Genomic DNA, 16,730 nt, shown 5'->3' on the forward strand with positions numbered 1-16,730 from the left:
TGATGCTGACTGAACTGGTCGAACGCAAGGTGGGGCGCAACCTCACCACGATCGAGGCCGACGCCTCCGGGCTCGTGGTGCGCAAGCAGTTCTCCGGTGAGCCCGACGACGCCGAGCGACGTTTCCGGAACTCCCTGCGCTGGGATGCCGTCCGCGCCGCAGCGGCACCCGACCTCGCGCCACCGATCCTGGACGTCGACGAGACGACGCGGACGGTGACGTTCCCGTACCTCGTGGACGCGCAGTCGTTGCAGGAACTGCTCGACACTGCGCACGATCCGAGCGACGTGCTCGTGGAGTTCCGGAAGGCAGGCCAGCTTCTTGGCACCCTCCACGCTCTGCTGCCCGAGGACGTGGGCCCGGCACGCGCCCCGGACGACCTCGCTGCGGCACCGGTCTCCGCGTTCGACTGGATCACCGCGGAGGGTTTCGCGCGGGCCAGCGGGGGAGAGCTGGAGTGCTGGCGTCTGCTGCAGCACGATCCGGAGCTGTGCGAGACGATCCGGCACTGGGTCGCGTCCCAGCGTGACGCCGAGGTCCGACCGGCCCACGGCGACGTGCGCCCCGACCAGCTCCTCGTCGACCCGGCGGGGGGAATGCTCCTCGTCGACTGGGAGGAGTTCACCCTCGCGCCACCCCAGCGAGACCTGTGCGGACTGCTCGGTGCGGTCTTCTTCGACGCGCTCACGCGAACCTTCGCCTCGCTCGACGGCGGGCGCGCCTCAGCGCTGGAGACGCACCAGCTGCTGCTGGAACGCGGCGAGCAGCTGATCGACGGCGCCCGCCCCGTCATCGACGCGACCATCGAGGGCTACACCTCCACCTCCGACGTGACGCCGTCCCCGGTCGATCTCGCTCGCGGGACCGGGTGGTACGTGCTCGACCGTGTCATCGCCCGCTCGATGATGTCGTTCGCCATGAGCCCGGTCGACAGGGGCCTCGCGGGGATCGGACGCCAGCTCGTGATCGACCCGGAGAGCGCCACGCAGATGTTCGAGGGAGCTGCTCGATGAACGCCCATCTGAGGGGACCGTCCGCCGCCGACCTGGCAGCGATGATCGATGTCGACACCGACCACCGCACGATCACGGTACGGGGCGAGACGCTGGCGCTTGACGGGGACAACCCTGGTCGCGGCCTGACCGCCTGGCTGTACGCCACCCTGCACGCGGGGAGCCCCGGAGCCATCGCGACCACGGCACTGCTCCCCGACGAGGCGTTCGAGCGCGAGATCCGGGAGGCGCTCACCGACCCGGGCGTGCAGGTCGCGATCGACCCGGCCCGGATCGCGGTGTCGGCACCGGTCGGCGAGGTCGCCGAGCTGCACCGTGTCCGTGTGCTGTTTGACGAGGCCGACATCACCGAGGTGGACGGGCGCCGGTACGCGCGTGTCTCCAGCCTCCGCCCGAACCTGACACCCGGCTTCTTCATGTTCGTCCACGATGCGGCGCAGGCTGCGACGCCCACGGCCGAGGTGCACCGCCACTATGTCCGGTTCGAGGACCCGCGGGCCGCGCTCGCCTTCTGGGCACCGACGCTCGACCTGCTGGTCGCGGCAGGGCTCTCGTTCCGGTCCAAGATCCTGTCTCGTCCGGGCTCCTTCCCGCGCAACGACTCGGTCGTCTTCTACTCCTCGACCGACGTCGACCGCGTGGAGGGGATCATCGCCGGCGAGATGGCCACACTGGCCATGACGCCGACCGGGTCGCCGCTGTGCGCGCAGGTCGCCCCCGGGTTGTACCGGGCGGCGGACCCGCTGCGACTCCAAGGTCGCGAGGAGAGCTTCGGGCAGAGCCGCTGCGCCGCCGTCGCCGCCGCGATCGTCGCCACCCTGACCCGTGCGGGCGCGTTCCAGGACCACCTGGAGGAGGCACTGGCGGGCGCCGGGATCCTCATCGAGGACGTGTCCCGCAACGCTTCCCGCCCGCACGCGGCCCAGGTGGCGGCATGACCGAGATCTCGCTCCTGTGCCCGCACCAGCCCAGCGACGCGGCGATGGTGCGGCAGTACGCCCGGGTGGTGCGCGAAGGCGACTACGCCCGGCTTTGGACGGGGCAGTCGTTCATGCTCGAGAGCCACATGGCGCTCGCGACGCTCGGCGGCACCGAGGACGCCGTTCCGGTGGGAATCGGCACCGCTCTCGCGCCATTGAGGACCCCCTACGACGCGGCACTGCAGGCCCGGTCGCTGGCGCTGGCCTTGGACCGCCCGGTGTCAGTCGCCTACGGCGCGGCGGACCCGGACTTCGTCCGTGCGGTTCGGGGTGAGCCCTTGAGACGTCCCGCGAGCTTCGTGTCCGCGTATGCGCGGACCGTCCGGTCGCTGCTGGACGGCGAGCTCGTGACCAGCGAGGAACCCGGCACCGAGACCCGTGCGGCGCAGCTCCCGGACGTGCCGCGCCCGGTGGTCGAGGTGGGTACGGGCGTGCTCCGGCCGTCGATGGCGGCCAAGTCTGCGAACGCGGACTTCGTCGTCACGTGGCTCACGCCGCGCAACTACGTCCGCGACGTCCTCCTCCCGCGACTGACCCGCCCGGACGGCGGACGGCCCCGCGTCGTCACCAACGTACACATCGGCCTGGAACGACCCGGCAGAAACGCGAACTTCCTGGCCCAGACCGGATGCTTCCGGCATCTCGGCCGACCGCACTACGTCGACATGCTCCAGCGCGCCGGACTTGACGTCCATCCCAGCGACATCGTGTCCAGCGCCCGGGAGCTCGTCCGCAAGGACGTCTTCGTCTACGGGGATGTCGAGTCCATCGCCGAGCATCTCGCCGACATCGGTCGCTGCGGCGTCGACGAGATCGTGCTGAACCTCACCGCGGTCGCCTTCGTCCACGGGGACGCCGCCGCCATCGACGACCTCCACACCCTCGCCGAGCACCTCGCCACCAGAAAGGTCTCCTGACCATGGACCAGCCTGCCATCCTCGTGCCCGCCGTCGTCCTGGCGGCGGCGTTCGTCGTCTACTGCTACGTCGAGCTCGCCCGCGCGACCGAGGTGCGATTCCTCCCGAAGTGGGGCTGGGCCGTCGCCGTCGCCATCTCGGTGCCGCTCGGCGGGATCGTCTACCTCCTGGCAGGCCGGTCGGAGACCGGTTCCGATGCGTGACGACGCTCTCGTCTCTGCGGACGGCGTCACCGTGCGCTTCGGCGACGTCACCGCTCTCGACGAGGTCTCCTGCGCGTTCGGGTCGCACGGTGTGCACGGGCTCATCGGCGTCAACGGTGCGGGGAAGACCACGCTGCTCCACGCCATCCTCGGCCTCGTCCCTGTCACCGCGGGAACGATCGCGCGCCCGGCGGAGGGCATCGCGTACTGCACGGACACGCCGAGCTTCGAGCCGTTCCTCACCGCGAGCGAGGTCATGGCGCAGTCGGCCGCACTCGGTCGCGGCAGGTCCGCCGTGCCGTCGCCGCGCGAGATCGGCGAGCATCTGGACGCGGTCGGCCTCGGAGACGCCGCGAACCGGCGGGTGGCCGGCTTCTCCCGCGGCATGAAGCAGCGCCTCGGCATCGCCGCGGCGCTCGTGCGGTCACCCGCGGTGCTCGTGCTCGACGAGCCGACGAGCGCGCTCGACCCCGTCGGCCGCGAGGCGGTGGTCCGCATCGTCCGCGAGATCGGCCGCGAGCGCTGCGTCATCATGTCCAGTCACACCCTGGGCGACGTCGAGTCGGTCGCGGACCGGCTCGTCGTGCTCGACCACGGCTCGCTCGTCTTCGGGGGCACCATGGATGGCTTCCTCGCGTCGACGGCGGCAGACCAGGTCATCGTCGTCGACGCGGTGACGGATCCCACGGGGCTGTGTCGCGTCCTGGCCGCCCGGGGCGCGCGGCCAGACGTCGCACCGGAAGAACCGTTCTCGGTCCGGCTGCGTGAGCGCGATCTGCCCGCCCTGTTCGAGGTGCTGTCGGGCGGGGCGCACGGGATCCGCCAGATCAGCTTCGGTGAGCGGTCGCTCCAGCAGGCGTTCGTCACCCGGATCAAGGAGGTCGCGTGATGAGCTTCGTCGTCGAGCTGCGCCGGTGGGTCCGGACCCGGCGCCTGTTCGTCCTGTGCGCGGTCTTCCTGTTCTCGGGGATGACGTCGCCTCTGCTCGCCTACTACAGCGGTGAGATCTTCCGGTCGCTCGGCGCATCGGAGAACATCACCGTCATCGTCGGCGAGGCCTCGTGGCAGTCCCTCGTCTCGTCGTACTTCAAGAACTCGTCGCAGCTGGCGTTGCTGCTCGCCGCGTACCTTGTGGGTTGGGCGTGCGCGATCGGCCCAGACGATCGGCTCCGGCTGTACTACCGGTCGCGTGTCCCGGGTGCCTGGCAGGTCTACGGGGCGCGGCTCGGAGTCGCCGGGATCGGGGTCGCGGCCGCCGGTGTCGTCGGTGCGGTCGTCGCCGCGTACGTGACGTTGGTGCTGAACACGGCCGCGGATGTGACCACGCTCGCGCTGGCCCTGGCGGTACAGTCCGTCGGCATCATCATGTTCGCAACGTTCGCGGGCGTGATCGCCTGCTGGACCAACGCGCCGTTCGTCTCGGCCGTGCTGGTCGCCGCCGTCGTACTCGTGGCCGGGCTGTTCTCGGCGGCGAACGGGTTGATGGCCTGGTCGCCGACGACGCTGCTGTCGCCGGACGGACTGCTCTCCGGCGACTCGATCACGTCGGTCGCGCGCCCGTTCCTGGTCGGTTGCCTGGTGCTGGCAGCGGGTGTCATGAGCACCGCCACGATCCCCTGGAAAGGAAGGACCGGACGATGAGAGGGGACACCACCTTGAGCGCCGAGAGTGCGGCGGGAGCCGCTGTCGGAGCGTCGCTGGAGCTCGCTTTCAGCCTGGACGGCATCAGCAAGGAGTACGGCAGCCGACCCGTGCTGACGGAGGTGAGCCTGTCAGCGCCCCGGGGCTCCGCATTCGGGCTCCTCGGTCCCAACGGTGCCGGCAAGACCACCTTGATCCGGGTGCTGACCGGGCTGCTGACCCCCAGCCGCGGGTCGGTTCGGCTGCTCGACGAGCCGCTGACCGCCCGGTCCGCCGACACGTTGCGCGCTCGGGTCGGCGTCCAGTGTGACGGCAACCTGTACGACCTGCTGTCATTGCGCGACAACCTCGCCATCTGGGGTGATCTGTTCGGGCTGGGACGCGAGCGGCGGGACCGCCGGATCGTCGAGGTGCTCGAGCTGTTCGGGCTGTCCGACCGGGCCGACGACCCGGTGGGCTCGTTCAGCAAGGGCATGCGGCAGAAGGCGGCCGTCGCGCGCGCCATGCTGCACGAGCCCGAGCTGCTGATCCTCGACGAGCCGACGGCGGGACTCGACCCTGAGGCGGCCGCGGACCTCATCGAAAACCTGTCGACACTGCTGCGCACGCGCGAGGTCACCGTGCTCATCTGCACCCACCAGCTGCAGGGTCTCGAGACGCTGTGCGACCAGGTGGGGATCCTTGTCGCCGGTCGGATGCGCGTCGCGGGCGCAGTTGACGACCTGATCCGTGCGCGGTGGCCGCGGCTCGACGTCGACTTCACCGTCGAGGGCCCGATGGCGGCGGCGCGGCAGGTACTGGCGGAAGCCAGCCAGGTGCCGCCGCTCGACCTGCCCGACGGCGGTGTCCGGGTCGAGCTCGGTTCGTCGCGCGACGTCCCCGCGGTAGTGGCCCGGCTGGTCGAAGCGGGGGCCGACGTGCTGGCAGCCGTGCCGCGCCGGCACACGATCGAGGACCTGTACTTCGCGACGATCGACGACGACGGGAGCGACCGATGAGCTGGCAGCGTGTGAGGGCGCTGATGCGCAAGGACATCCTTGAGGTCGGGAAGAACCCGCAGGCCGTCGCCCCGGTGATCGTCCTGCCCCTCGTGCTGGTCGTCGTCCTGCCCGTCGTCGTCCTGCTCGTGGGCGCGAACCCGGTGGTGACCTCCTCGATCAACGGGGTCGACTCGTTTCTCCGGAACCTGCCGGACGGTGTGGTCCCCGCGGGGCTCGACGAGTCCCAGACGATGGCGTACGCCCTGCTGATCTACTTCATGGCACCGCTGTTCCTCATGATTCCCGTCCTCGTCGCGACCGTCACGGCCAGCGCGAGCTTCGTGGGGGAGAAGGAGAAGCGGACGATCGAAGGGCTGCTCTTCTCGCCGCTGACGAACCGGGAGCTGGTCCTCGGCAAGATCCTTGTCTCGCTGGTTCCGTCGGTCCTGGTGGCCTGGGTGGCTTTCGTGGTCTACGGCGTGATTGTCAACGCCCTCGGGTACAGGGTGTTCCACCAGGTCGTCTTCCCGACGGCAGCATGGCTCGTCGCGGGCCTGCTGCTCGTCCCGCTCGTGGCGTTCCTCGCCATCGGCCTGATCGTCGCGATCTCCCAGCGGGCCACCACCGTGCAGGGCGCGCAGGGCATCGTCGGACTCCTCGTCCTGCCGATCGTCGGCATGATGGTCTCGCAGGCCGTGGGGGCGACCCTGTTCAGCGCGCCGGTGGCGCTGGCCGCTGCGGCCGTGCTGGCCGTCGTCGACATGGCCTGCTTCCTGCTGATCGTTCGCCGGTTCGCTCGCGAGAGCCTCGTCGTCCAGGTCACGGCTTGAGCGCGCCGACGACGGCGGTCCGCAGCCGTCCCAGGGGACCGGGCGCGCACGCGGCACCGGTGGGGGCGCGGGAGGCCGCCCGGTGGCTGGCAGCCCGCGAGCCGAGGCGGATCGCGTTCGTCGTGGACGCGGGTCTGCGCGACGCCCCGGGCATCGCGGGCGTCCGGGAGTGGTGCGAGGTCGCCGACGACGTCGTCGAGCTCGCGGTCTCCGGGCTGGGGTCGGTCGACGACGCACAGCACCTGGCGGCGCGGCTCGACGCGTCGGACGTCGTCGTCGCCTGCGGCGGAGGGTCCGTCTTGGACCGCACGAAGCTGGCGCGTGCGGTCGGAGCCGGGGTGGATGTCCGGGCGATCCGGCACGCCACGGCGGGGCACGTGCGGCTGACGTTGCCGCAGGGCGGACCACCGCTCCTCGCCGCCCCGACGACGATCGGCACGGGGAGCGAACGCAACGGCAACGCGGTGACCGCCGTCGGGGACCGTCGCGTGCTCGTCTCGGGGCCCGCGCTCGTCCCGGATCTGGCGGTCATCGACGGCAGGCTCACCGCCTCGCTCGACCGGACGGCCTGGCTCGCCGGACTGTACGAGGCGTTGGCCCGGACCATCGAGCCGTTCGCGGGCGGGCGGGCCGGCTCGGCGGCGGACCAGCTCGCCCTCGCTTCGGTGGTTCGGCTGGCGCAGTTCGGGGAGCGACTCCTCGCGGGCGAGACGCTGGACGCCGCGAGCCGTGAGGAAGCGGCCCGGCTCACCGGGCTGAGCCACACCCCGGCCATGCAGCAGGGCAGGGATCCGTTCTCGTTCAGGTCGTGGTACCTGGCGCACGAGCTTGCGACGGCGACAGGGCTCGGCAAGGTCGCCTGCCTCGCGGCGGTGCTCCCGGCAGTCGCGGACCGTTCGCGCTCCGGTCAGGCGATCTGGGGCAGCCACGCACGGCGGCAGGCGATCGTGGAGCGGATCGGGGCCGTCGCCGGCGGCACGGGTGACGACGCCGAGCCGGTGATGGGTGCGCTGGCGCGGCGCTGGGGTGTCGCCGCCACGACGCCGATGCGCTTCGACCGGGACGCCGTCACGGATCGGGTGCTCTCCGCGTGGGGGACACCGCATCTTGAGGGCGTGTCACACGACGAGGTCGACCGCGTTCTCGCCGCGGCGCAGGCGGCCCTGGCCGGGGGGACGGGACGAGCGCCGCACGACGACTGTTGATGACAACCAACACGGAGGGACGATGATCGAGTCGCACGGCCTGACCAAACGGTTCGGGCAGAAGATCGCGGTGGAGGGGGCCACGTTCACGGCGCGCCCCGGTGCCGTCACGGGCTTCCTCGGGCCGAACGGTGCGGGCAAGTCCACGACGATGCGGATGGTCATGGGCCTGGACCGGCCCACCGCCGGGACCGTGACCGTCAACGGCAAGCCCTACGCGCAGCACCGTCGGCCGTTGCACGAGGTGGGCGGGCTGCTCGAGGCCAAGGCCGTGCACCCCGGCCGGACGGCACGCCAGCACCTGCAGGCGCTCGCCGCCTCGCACGGCATCCCGCGTCGGCGCGTCGAGGACGTCCTCGAGCAGACGGGGCTGGCGTCCGCCGCCGGCCTCCGGGTCAAGGGATTCTCGCTCGGCATGGGGCAGCGGCTCGGCATCGCGACCGCACTCCTGGGCGACCCGTCGACCGTCATCCTCGACGAACCGGTCAACGGCCTCGACCCCGAGGGCGTCCAGTGGGTGCGCAACCTGGCCCGCTCCCTCGCGCAGGAGGGGCGGACGGTGTTCTTGTCCAGCCACCTCATGAGCGAGGTCGAGGAGACGGCCGATCACGTCGTCGTCATCGGACGGGGCAGGATCCTCGCCGACGAGCCGCTGCAGGGGCTGGTCGAGCGGTTCTCCCGGAAGATCGTCCGGGTGCGCTCGCCGCAGGCGGACGAGCTCGCCGCACTGCTGCAGCGCGGCGACGCACAGGTTACGGCCACCGGGGAGCCGGGGCTGCTCGAGGTCACGGGCGCCGACGCGGCCGAGATCGGCGCAGCGGCCGCGGCGACGGCCGGGAGGGTCGTCCTGCACGAGCTCACGCCCATGTCGTCGACGCTGGAGGAGGCGTTCATGGAGCTGACGGCGGACGCGGTCGAGTACCGCACGGACGCCCGTGACCCCGGAGATGGCGCCCGCCCGCCGGGCGGCCCGCCTGCCGCCGCCGGGCCCGAGAACGCCAGCACGACCCTCAAGGGAGCGAACGCATGACCGCCACCATCCCGCCGGGCCCGACGCGGCGCCCTGTCGACGCGCGCGCGGGGACGTTCGCGCGCGCGGTCCGCTTCGAGTGGGTCAAGCTGCGCACGCTGCGCTCCACGTGGTGGACCGCAGCCATCGCGGTCGGCGTGCTGTGTCTGTGGGCCTTCTTCACGGTGAACGTCTACAAGGCCATGGACGAAGCGCGGGTACACCTGGTCGCCGACGCCGCGACCGGCGGTGTCAGCTTCGCCGAGCTCGCGCTCGCCGTCCTCGGGGTGCTCGTGATCACGAACGAGTACTCCAGCGGGACGATCCGCACGACGTTCGCGGCGGTCCCGCGCCGGACGACGGTGCTGGCGGCCAAGGTGGTGACGCTGTCCGGGTTCGCTGCCGCCGTCGTGGTGGTCGGCCTTGCCCTGGCGTGCGTGGTCGCACGGGGAAGCTTCGCGCTGCTGGGGGTCGCCTTCGCCGACGACCTCGCGGCGAACGCGAAGGCGCTCGCAGGGTCGGGTTTCGCGCTGCTGTGCGCCGCCCTGCTCGCTCTCGGGCTCGGGACGATGCTGCGCTCGACGGCGGGCGCCGTGTCCGCCGTCGTCGGCATTCTGTTCGTCGCGTGGATCGCCCTGGCGCCGTTTGCGACCAGCGAGACAGCGGGCACGATCTACAACCTGCTGCCGACGAGCGCCGGAACCTGGCTCTTCTCGACGCCCGAGGTGATCCGGGACGCCCTCGAGGCCGGCTACCAGACCCTCACCCAGGCGCAGGCGTTCACGATCGTCGGCCTGTGGGCCGTGGTACCGCTGCTACTCGGCGGGCTGCTCATCAATAGACGCGACGCCTGACATTCTCGGCGGACCCCGTGCGCGGCTCCTTTTTCGACGCCGTGCACGGGGTTTTTCTTGTGCCTCCCGACCGATCGCGCGGAATTATGCTGAACTCGCATATGCGCTTCCCGGGAAAGCAGGTTTCTCTATGCTTGTGTTGTCGGCAGTCGCCGGCAACACAAGAGAGAAGGGGAATCGTGATGAACAACGCCTACGCCGCGGCGGGAGATGTCACGCTGGAACTCACTGCACACCAGGTCGACGCTGAGGCGGACGCTACCGCGGGAGGTCTGTGGACCATCCCGGGCACGTCGACGATCGGCCGCTTCTGCACCCTCTCGTGGGAGTGCCAGGGAATCGCCTGCGGCTGATCGTTCCCTTCGGCGGCCGCCGTGCGTATTCGCACCGGCGGCCGCCGCTCCATTCTCGCTGGCTAATGAGAGGCGCACCATGCCGACGATGACCGCGTCTGTTCGCGAGTTGTTTCCCGAGATCACCGCCGACGACGACCTCGCTGCCCTCTTCGACGGCGTCGGGCTCGGCGTCGCGCAGGACGACCGAGCGGCGCGTGGCCTCGACCGGATCGCCCGCGTTCCCGCCGAGGCATTCGTGGCACCGGCGGTCGCCGATGCCGACCTGACGGCGTTTGCCGTGACCGCGACCTCCGCGTCCGTCACCCGGCTCGAAGCGGTCTTCGCGACGTCCGCCCGCACCCGTGAGCACGCCGCCGCGCTCGCCCAGGCGCGGTACCGACACCTCGTCGAGCGTGTGCACACCGCATCCCTGCGAACCCTCGTCGCCGTCCTGCACGCCCTGCGTGACCGGGGCGTGCTGCAGGGGGCCACCACCGAGGAGCGTTATGCAGCGTTCTGCGCCCTCGGGCATCACGCCCCCTTCCAGGCCGCGGTCCGCGACGCCTTCCCGGGCCTCGCCGCCCAGGTCGACGACGCTGTCGAGACGACGTTGACGGCGACGGCTCAACTCGTCGATCGCCTCGACGCTGCGGTCGCCGACGGGGTTCTTGCGGGACTGCTTCCGCCCGCGCCCGTCGTCGTGCGCGTCGACGGGCCCGAAGGTGATCTCCACGCCGGGGGACAGGGGGTCATGATCGTGACCTTCGCGTCGGGCGAGCGGCTGGTGTACAAGCCCCGCTCCCTCGCCGCCGAGGCCGGCCTCGCCGAGCTGATCCGCCGGTGCGGCACGCACGCCGGCACCCGAATAGACGCACTGCGGACCGTCGACCGGGGCGACCACGGCTGGCAGGAGTTCGCCGACGGAGCCGAACGAACCCCCGGCCCCGCCTTCTTCCAGGCGTGTGGGGAACTGCTTGCGGTCCTGCACCTCGTGCGCGCCTCCGACATGCACTTCGAGAACGTCCTCGTGCATCGCGGCCTGCCGGTCGCGATCGACGCCGAGTCCCTGTTCTCGGCCAACGAACGTGCCGGTGACGGGGGCCGGCGCCCTGCGGCGCGAGCGCTCGCGGACTCCGTGCTCTCCACGGGGCTGCTCCCGTCCCGGGTGGATCTCGACGCGTCCGGCAAGCTCTCCGCGGAACTCGGTTTCCTCGGAGCCAATCCAGGGTTCCCGCCGGTGACGGCCCAGGACGTCCTGCTCGCACCCGGGACGGACCAGCTCCGGCTGCGCGGCGTGGACCAGCGCCTCCCGGAGCCGGCACGGGCCGTCGCCGACGTCGTCTCCCGGGCGGAGCTCGACGCGCTGACGGACGGGTTCGAGCGGACCTACACGTGGGTCGTCACGCACCGGGAGACCGTGCGCTCGTGGCTCGTCGAGCTGTTCCACGGGGTCCGAGTCCGCACGGTGCTGCAGAACACCTGGGCGTACACGCGCCTGCTCGGCCTCGCCACGCACCCGCGCTTCCTCGAGGCCCCCGCGCTGCGGCGCGCACTGCTGCACCGCACCGCGATCGGACGGGTCACGCACTTCTCGGCCGCCGCCGTCCGAGCAGAGATCGCCGATCTCGAGCGCGGCGACGTCCCGTACTTCGGCCTGCGCACCGACGACACCGGCCTCTATCACTGGGACGGAACCCGACTCGCGGACGTCCTCGCGAGCGCGCCCCTCGACCGCGCCCTGCGCGGTCTCGACGAGATGTCGCCCGCAGTGCGGCGACGACACACGCGCGCCATCCGCGCGTCGTTCGTCGACCGCCTCGCCCCTGACGACGACCGCCCCACCTGGCCGCATCGCGCGGCCCCGCCGGCCACCCCGCGGGCCCGCCACCGCGCAGTGCGCGACGTCGTCGCCCGCATCGCGGGAGACCTCGCCGACACCGCCGCGCGCGGCACCGCCGGCACCCCGACGGGCTGGGTCGGAGCGACGATCACCGACACCTCCCGGCCGGACCCGTGGCGGGTGACCATGCTCGGCGACGAGCTGTACGCCGGTGCGACCGGTATCGGCTACTTCCTGGCGGCAGCCGGTACCAGCCTCGACGACGAGAGTCTCGTCGACCTCGCCGAGAGTCACCTCCTCGTGCGCGCCCACGAACTGCTCGACGACGACGTCCGACGCCGTGCCGCGGTCACCGGCGGCGTGACCGGCGGCTACCCAGGCATCGCGTACGCCCTCGTCAACGGAGGCCGCCTGACGGGTCGCAGCGAGTGGACGACCGCCGGACTCGCGCTGTGGAGAGCACTGGAAACAGACCTCGTCGACCTCACGAGCGACGACTTCCTCGCCGGCACCACCGGCGTGTTCGCCGCCCTCCGTGGACTGGCCGACGCACCGTGGCTGCCCGCGGCCGATCGCGGCCCGGTCGAACGGCTCCGCGACCGGGCGCTCGCCGCCGTCGTCGCCGCCACCGCCACGCTCCAGGACGAACCCCTCGTCTACAGCGGCTTCGCGCACGGCCTCGCGGGAACGGGCGCCGCGCTGGCCCCGTACGCGCGCCGCGACCCCGCCGCGGCGCGAGCCCTCGCCCAGGCCGGTGCGGCACGGTCGCGGTTCGGTGCGGACCCGTGGGCCATCAGCACCCAGAACCCGCAGCGTGCCTTCGGGTGGTGCCACGGAACCCCCGGGCTGCTGCTCTCCCACATCGTCCGTGCCGAGCACGGCGGCGACGACGGCGACGGCGGCGCCACGATCGACGCGCTCGTCCAGACCGTGCAGGCCACGGCGTTCGAGCTCAACCTCTCGCTCTGCCACGGAGACGTCGGCAACCTCGTCATCCTGCGCCGAGCCGCCCTCCATACCGGCGACGATGAGCTGCTCGACCTGGTCGCCAGCCGTACCGACCACCTCACGCTGACCCTGCCAGGGCGGCTGGACGCGGGCATCGGCAAGTCGGTCCAGAACTCCTCCCTCATGGTCGGCCAGGCGGGCATCGGGTTCGGGCTCCTGCTTCTCGACGCGCAGGCCGAGGTCCCCAACGTCCTCGAGCACGAGATCGCCCGATGAGACGCCGCGCAGTGCACCTCGTCCGCCAGGGCGCCGACACCGAGTGCGCCCTCGCCTGTTGCGCGATGGTGCTGCACGCCGCAGGCAGCGGCACCCGGATGGCCGACCTCCGGCGGCGGTACGAGCCCGGACGCGACGGTCTGAACGTCAAGCACATCACCACGGTGCTGCGCGACCACGGCTGCGAACCGCACGTCTATCGCACCACGGCCGCCGGCCTCGCGACCGTCCCGCTGCCCGCCATCTGCTACTGGGATCGCCGCCACTACGTGGTCGTGACCCGCGTCGACAGCCGCGGCGCCACCCTCTACGACCCCGGCACGGGAAGGGCACGCATCTCGCACGCGCAGCTCGACGTGCACTTCTCAGGGCTTGCCGTCACCTCCGAACCGGCGTCCCGCCGCACGCCCAGCACGGTGCCGTCGCCCGCACGGGTGCTCGCGCGGCTGGCACGCCCGCACGCCGGGGTGCTGCTCGGGGCGCTCGGTGCGGCGCTCGTGTCGGCGCTCGCGGTCATCGGCCTGCCGTCGGTGCTGGGCGCCGTGCTCGACGGCAGCCCGTCCGACGGCTGGGGGGCGACCGCCTCGGTGCTGCTGGGGATCGCCGTCATGTACGCGCTGCTGCTCGTCGCGCGTTCGTCCGTGTCGATCCTCGCGTCCGTCGTGCTCGGCCGGTCGCTGGCCGAGCAGGTGTTCCATCGGCTCGTGCGTCTGCCGTACAGCTACTTCGTCAATCGCGGCACGGGTGCGGTCCTGTTCGACCTCGATGCCGTGCAGCAGCTGCGCGTGCTGCTGACCACCGACGTGATCGGCGTCGCCGTCGGAGTGATCGTCAGTGCGGCACTCCTCGGATGGATCGGGACGCAGTCGGTGACGGCTCTGGCCGCGATGGGCGCGGTCATCATCGTTCTCGTCCTGCTCACCGTGGTGTCGAGCAGAGCGGTCCGGGCGACGGCGGTCGACGAGACCGCGCGACGGGCGGAGCTGCAGGGCGTCCAGGTCACGGCCGTCTCCGGTATCGAGGCGATCAAGACGAACGGTGCCGAGGAGCGCTACGTCCGCACGTGGCGGAGCCTCAACAACCGTGTCCAGCGGGCTTTCGCCCGGCTGCAGGGAGTGCAGGCGGCGTTCACGGCGCTGACCGCCGGGCTGCAGCTCGTCGCACCGATCCTCATCGTCGTGATCGTCAGCTCGCAGCGTGAGGCCGATGTCGCCACCGTCGTCGCCGTGCAGGCACTGAGCGGGTTCCTGCTGGGCCAGGTGGCAGCAGTCGCCGGCTCGCTGACCGCCGTCGCCGAAGGCTGGGCGATGCTCGACCGGGTAGCGGCCGTGCTCGTGCACCCGGTGGACGACCGGTTTCAGGGCGATCCCGGATCGGCACCCACGTCCACGGAGATCGCGGTGCGTGCCGCGAGCTTCGCCTACGCGACGTTCTCCACCCCCGTCGTGCGGTGTGTGACGCTCGACGTCCCGGCGGGGTCCATGGTTGCGCTGGTCGGTCCTTCGGGGTCGGGCAAGAGCACTCTGGGTCGACTCATCGTCGGACTGCACCGCCCCACCGAGGGCAGTGTCGCGGTCGGAGGGAACGATCTCGCGCACTACGACCGCGACGCGTACTACGCGCACGTCGCCTACGTGCCCCAGTCGGTCGTTCTCGACCACGGGACCCTGCGCGACAACCTCTTGCGGGGGGTCGGCGACGTGTCTGACGACGCGATCGCCAAGGCTCTGGAGTGCGTGGGTCTCGCCCACGACGTCGCTGGGATGCCGCTCGGGCTGGAAACGCCGGTGGCCCCCCTCGGCCAGAACCTCTCGGGCGGGCAGCGCCAGCGGGTCGCGCTCGCGCGTGCCGCGCTCAAGCGTGCGTCGGTCATCGTGCTCGACGAGGCGACCAGCTCGCTCGACCACGAGGCCGAGTCGACCGTCACCGAGTACTTCCGTGGACTCAACGCGACCCGCGTCGTCATCGCGCACCGCCTCTCGACGATCATCGACGCCGACCTCATCTGCGTCATGGACGAGGGCCGGATCGTGGAGCGGGGGACGCACGCCGAGCTCGTGGCCCGACGCGGCCGGTACTGGGAGCTCTACTCGTCTCGAACCAGCGCCGCGGCGGGATTGATCCCTGTGTGAGATGTCCGGAATGTGACCCTCTCGCGCGCATGTTGGCGGAGGTCCTGCACTTCTGCGTAGGGTTCTGGTGTGACCGACGTGGCGCCAAGCACCAGCATGCTTCGTGCAACAGCGGTGGATCTCTACCTCTACATCTGTGCTCGTGGCGGTGACTGGACGATCGAGACGGCGTCCGAGGACCTGGGCCTCCATCTGGACGAGGTCGAGGGTGCGCAGGCGGAGCTGGTCAGGTTCCGGCTGCTCACCGCGGTTCACGCGGGCGGCGCCGAAGCGTTGGTCGCGAGTGCCCCCGACGTCGCGCTCGCCGAGCTGGTCGACGACGACGAGCGCCAGATCCAGGAGCTCCGCGCGGCGGTCACGAACCACCGCCGCGAGCTGTTGGCGCTTCTGCCGGCGTATCGACGAGCGCGCGAGAGCGCCGTGGCGAGTTCCCAGGTCGAGACGATCGAGGATCCGGAGAGCGTGCTGCGCTTCCTCATGGACGTCGGACGACGGGTGACGCGTGAGGTGCTCATCGTCCAGCCCGGTGCAAACGGCAGCGTGAAGCGCCACGAGGAGTCCAACGAGAAGGACCGGGCGCTGCTCGAGCAGGGCGTCGCGCGCCGCACGCTCTACCACCACCGTCGGCGCGACCATCTGCCGACGCAGCGGACGGTCGCCGAGCTGGAACCGCTCGGCGCGCAGTTCCGCACCCTGCCCGTCGTCCCCTTCCGCATGCTCATCTTCGACCGGCAGTTCGCGCTCGTGGCACGTCAACGGGATGCCGCCGACCGCGCCGCGCTCGTGTTCCGCGCCCCGGACGTTGTCGCCGCGTTCGCGGCGGTCTTCGACGCGGCCTGGGAGTTCGCCAGTCCGTTCCACGCGTCCCCCGACCCGGAAGGCGCGGAGGGCGGCGACGGCCTGGCGGCGCTCCAGCGGACGATCCTCTCCGGGCTGAGCATGGGCCTCACCGACCAAGCGTTGGCGGGCAGGCTTGGCATCTCGGTGCGGACATGTCGTCGGCACATCGCCGCGTTGTTCGAGCAGTTGGGTGCGGAGAGCAGGTTCCAGGCCGGGGTGCTCGCGGTCGGACGCGGGTGGATCCCGCCGTCGACGGCGACGCGGCTGGCCGAGTCGCGTGTGACCCGGGCGGTACCGCCTCCTGAACGACGGTGACGAGCGGACGGGCCCGGGCACACCGCTCGCTCGTCCTTCGCCATTCTCGTGGATCCGCCCGATGGCCGGTGTCGGCCGTGACCTCTTCTTGCCATCGGGGCCGTACGAGTGTGCTGCATTCCGCCGCACCTCGCGGAACTGACGGAACTCCACGATTGTCAACACCGTCCGACGGTGCCTGAACGGTCTGGCCCGAACGATCCTGCAGCAACCTGTCATGACCCGAACCGGGCATTGTGGTCATACTGGCGAGCCGCGCAGGATGGCGCCGTCGCCAGGCCCCGAGAGGGGGCCTGGAACAACAAGCACAAAGCACATCGATCACTACGTCTGGAGTCGATATGTCGACGATCCGTACCACCGTGTGTACTGCCGCGCTCGCTGCAGTTGCCGCTGTCTGCGCCGCGGTATC

The 16,730-nt window shown here is 71.3% G+C and carries 15 protein-coding genes; all 15 read left to right on the forward strand.

Going from position 1 to position 16,730, the window contains the following annotated elements:
- Positions 1-2: 2 nt before the first annotated feature.
- The 15 genes from ET495_RS04080 to ET495_RS04145 all read left to right on the forward strand — a co-directional run bounded on the left by ET495_RS04080 (position 3) and on the right by ET495_RS04145 (position 16,318).
- Positions 3-1,013 (forward strand): phosphotransferase, encoded by a 1,011-nt coding sequence (locus ET495_RS04080; RefSeq protein WP_129202806.1) that lies wholly within the window; start codon positions 3-5, stop codon positions 1,011-1,013.
- Positions 1,010-1,951, forward strand: a complete 942-nt coding sequence (locus ET495_RS04085; protein WP_129202808.1) for a T3SS effector HopA1 family protein — start codon at positions 1,010-1,012, stop codon at positions 1,949-1,951. The genes ET495_RS04080 and ET495_RS04085 overlap by 4 nt, the downstream gene beginning before the upstream one ends.
- Complete coding sequence (locus ET495_RS04090; RefSeq protein WP_129202810.1) at positions 1,948-2,910, forward strand: 5,10-methylene tetrahydromethanopterin reductase; 963 nt, start codon at positions 1,948-1,950, stop codon at positions 2,908-2,910. The genes ET495_RS04085 and ET495_RS04090 overlap by 4 nt, the downstream gene beginning before the upstream one ends.
- A 2-nt stretch (positions 2,911-2,912) precedes the next feature.
- Positions 2,913-3,113: a PLDc N-terminal domain-containing protein gene (locus tag ET495_RS04095; RefSeq protein WP_129202812.1), complete on the forward strand. Its 201-nt coding sequence runs from the start codon at positions 2,913-2,915 to the stop codon at positions 3,111-3,113.
- Positions 3,106-4,002, forward strand: coding sequence for an ABC transporter ATP-binding protein (locus ET495_RS04100; RefSeq protein WP_129202814.1), 897 nt, complete (start codon positions 3,106-3,108; stop codon positions 4,000-4,002). Before ET495_RS04095 ends, ET495_RS04100 begins: the two co-directional genes overlap by 8 nt.
- A complete protein-coding gene (locus ET495_RS04105) occupies positions 4,002-4,754 on the forward strand; it encodes a hypothetical protein (protein ID WP_129202816.1) in 753 nt (250 codons plus the stop codon). Before ET495_RS04100 ends, ET495_RS04105 begins: the two co-directional genes overlap by 1 nt.
- Complete coding sequence (locus ET495_RS04110; RefSeq protein WP_129202818.1) at positions 4,751-5,752, forward strand: ABC transporter ATP-binding protein; 1,002 nt, start codon at positions 4,751-4,753, stop codon at positions 5,750-5,752. The genes ET495_RS04105 and ET495_RS04110 overlap by 4 nt, the downstream gene beginning before the upstream one ends.
- Complete coding sequence (locus ET495_RS04115) at positions 5,749-6,564, forward strand: ABC transporter permease (RefSeq protein ID WP_129202820.1); 816 nt, start codon at positions 5,749-5,751, stop codon at positions 6,562-6,564. The genes ET495_RS04110 and ET495_RS04115 overlap by 4 nt, the downstream gene beginning before the upstream one ends.
- Before the next feature lie 59 nt (positions 6,565-6,623).
- The gene (locus tag ET495_RS04120) at positions 6,624-7,769 is read left to right on the forward strand and encodes an iron-containing alcohol dehydrogenase (RefSeq protein ID WP_162616360.1); all 1,146 of its coding nucleotides are present in this window, start codon (positions 6,624-6,626) and stop codon (positions 7,767-7,769) included.
- A gap of 22 nt (positions 7,770-7,791) precedes the next feature.
- A complete protein-coding gene (locus tag ET495_RS04125; protein WP_129202824.1) occupies positions 7,792-8,799 on the forward strand; it encodes an ABC transporter ATP-binding protein in 1,008 nt (335 codons plus the stop codon).
- Entirely contained in the window at positions 8,796-9,632 is an 837-nt protein-coding gene (locus ET495_RS04130) for an ABC transporter permease (RefSeq protein ID WP_129202826.1), read from the forward strand. Before ET495_RS04125 ends, ET495_RS04130 begins: the two co-directional genes overlap by 4 nt.
- A gap of 182 nt (positions 9,633-9,814) precedes the next feature.
- Positions 9,815-9,985, forward strand: coding sequence for a hypothetical protein (locus tag ET495_RS17535; RefSeq protein ID WP_162616361.1), 171 nt, complete (start codon positions 9,815-9,817; stop codon positions 9,983-9,985).
- Between the two features lie 88 nt (positions 9,986-10,073).
- Positions 10,074-13,031: a type 2 lanthipeptide synthetase LanM family protein gene (locus tag ET495_RS04135; protein ID WP_162616362.1), complete on the forward strand. Its 2,958-nt coding sequence runs from the start codon at positions 10,074-10,076 to the stop codon at positions 13,029-13,031.
- The gene (locus tag ET495_RS04140) at positions 13,028-15,163 is read left to right on the forward strand and encodes a peptidase domain-containing ABC transporter (RefSeq protein ID WP_129202830.1); all 2,136 of its coding nucleotides are present in this window, start codon (positions 13,028-13,030) and stop codon (positions 15,161-15,163) included. The genes ET495_RS04135 and ET495_RS04140 overlap by 4 nt, the downstream gene beginning before the upstream one ends.
- Positions 15,164-15,259: 96 nt before the next feature.
- Positions 15,260-16,318, forward strand: coding sequence for a helix-turn-helix transcriptional regulator (locus ET495_RS04145; protein WP_129202832.1), 1,059 nt, complete (start codon positions 15,260-15,262; stop codon positions 16,316-16,318).
- Positions 16,319-16,730: the final 412 nt, after the last annotated feature.

The sequence above is a fragment of the Xylanimonas allomyrinae genome (assembly GCF_004135345.1).
GTDB classification, from domain to species: Bacteria; Actinomycetota; Actinomycetes; order Actinomycetales; family Cellulomonadaceae; genus Xylanimonas; species Xylanimonas allomyrinae.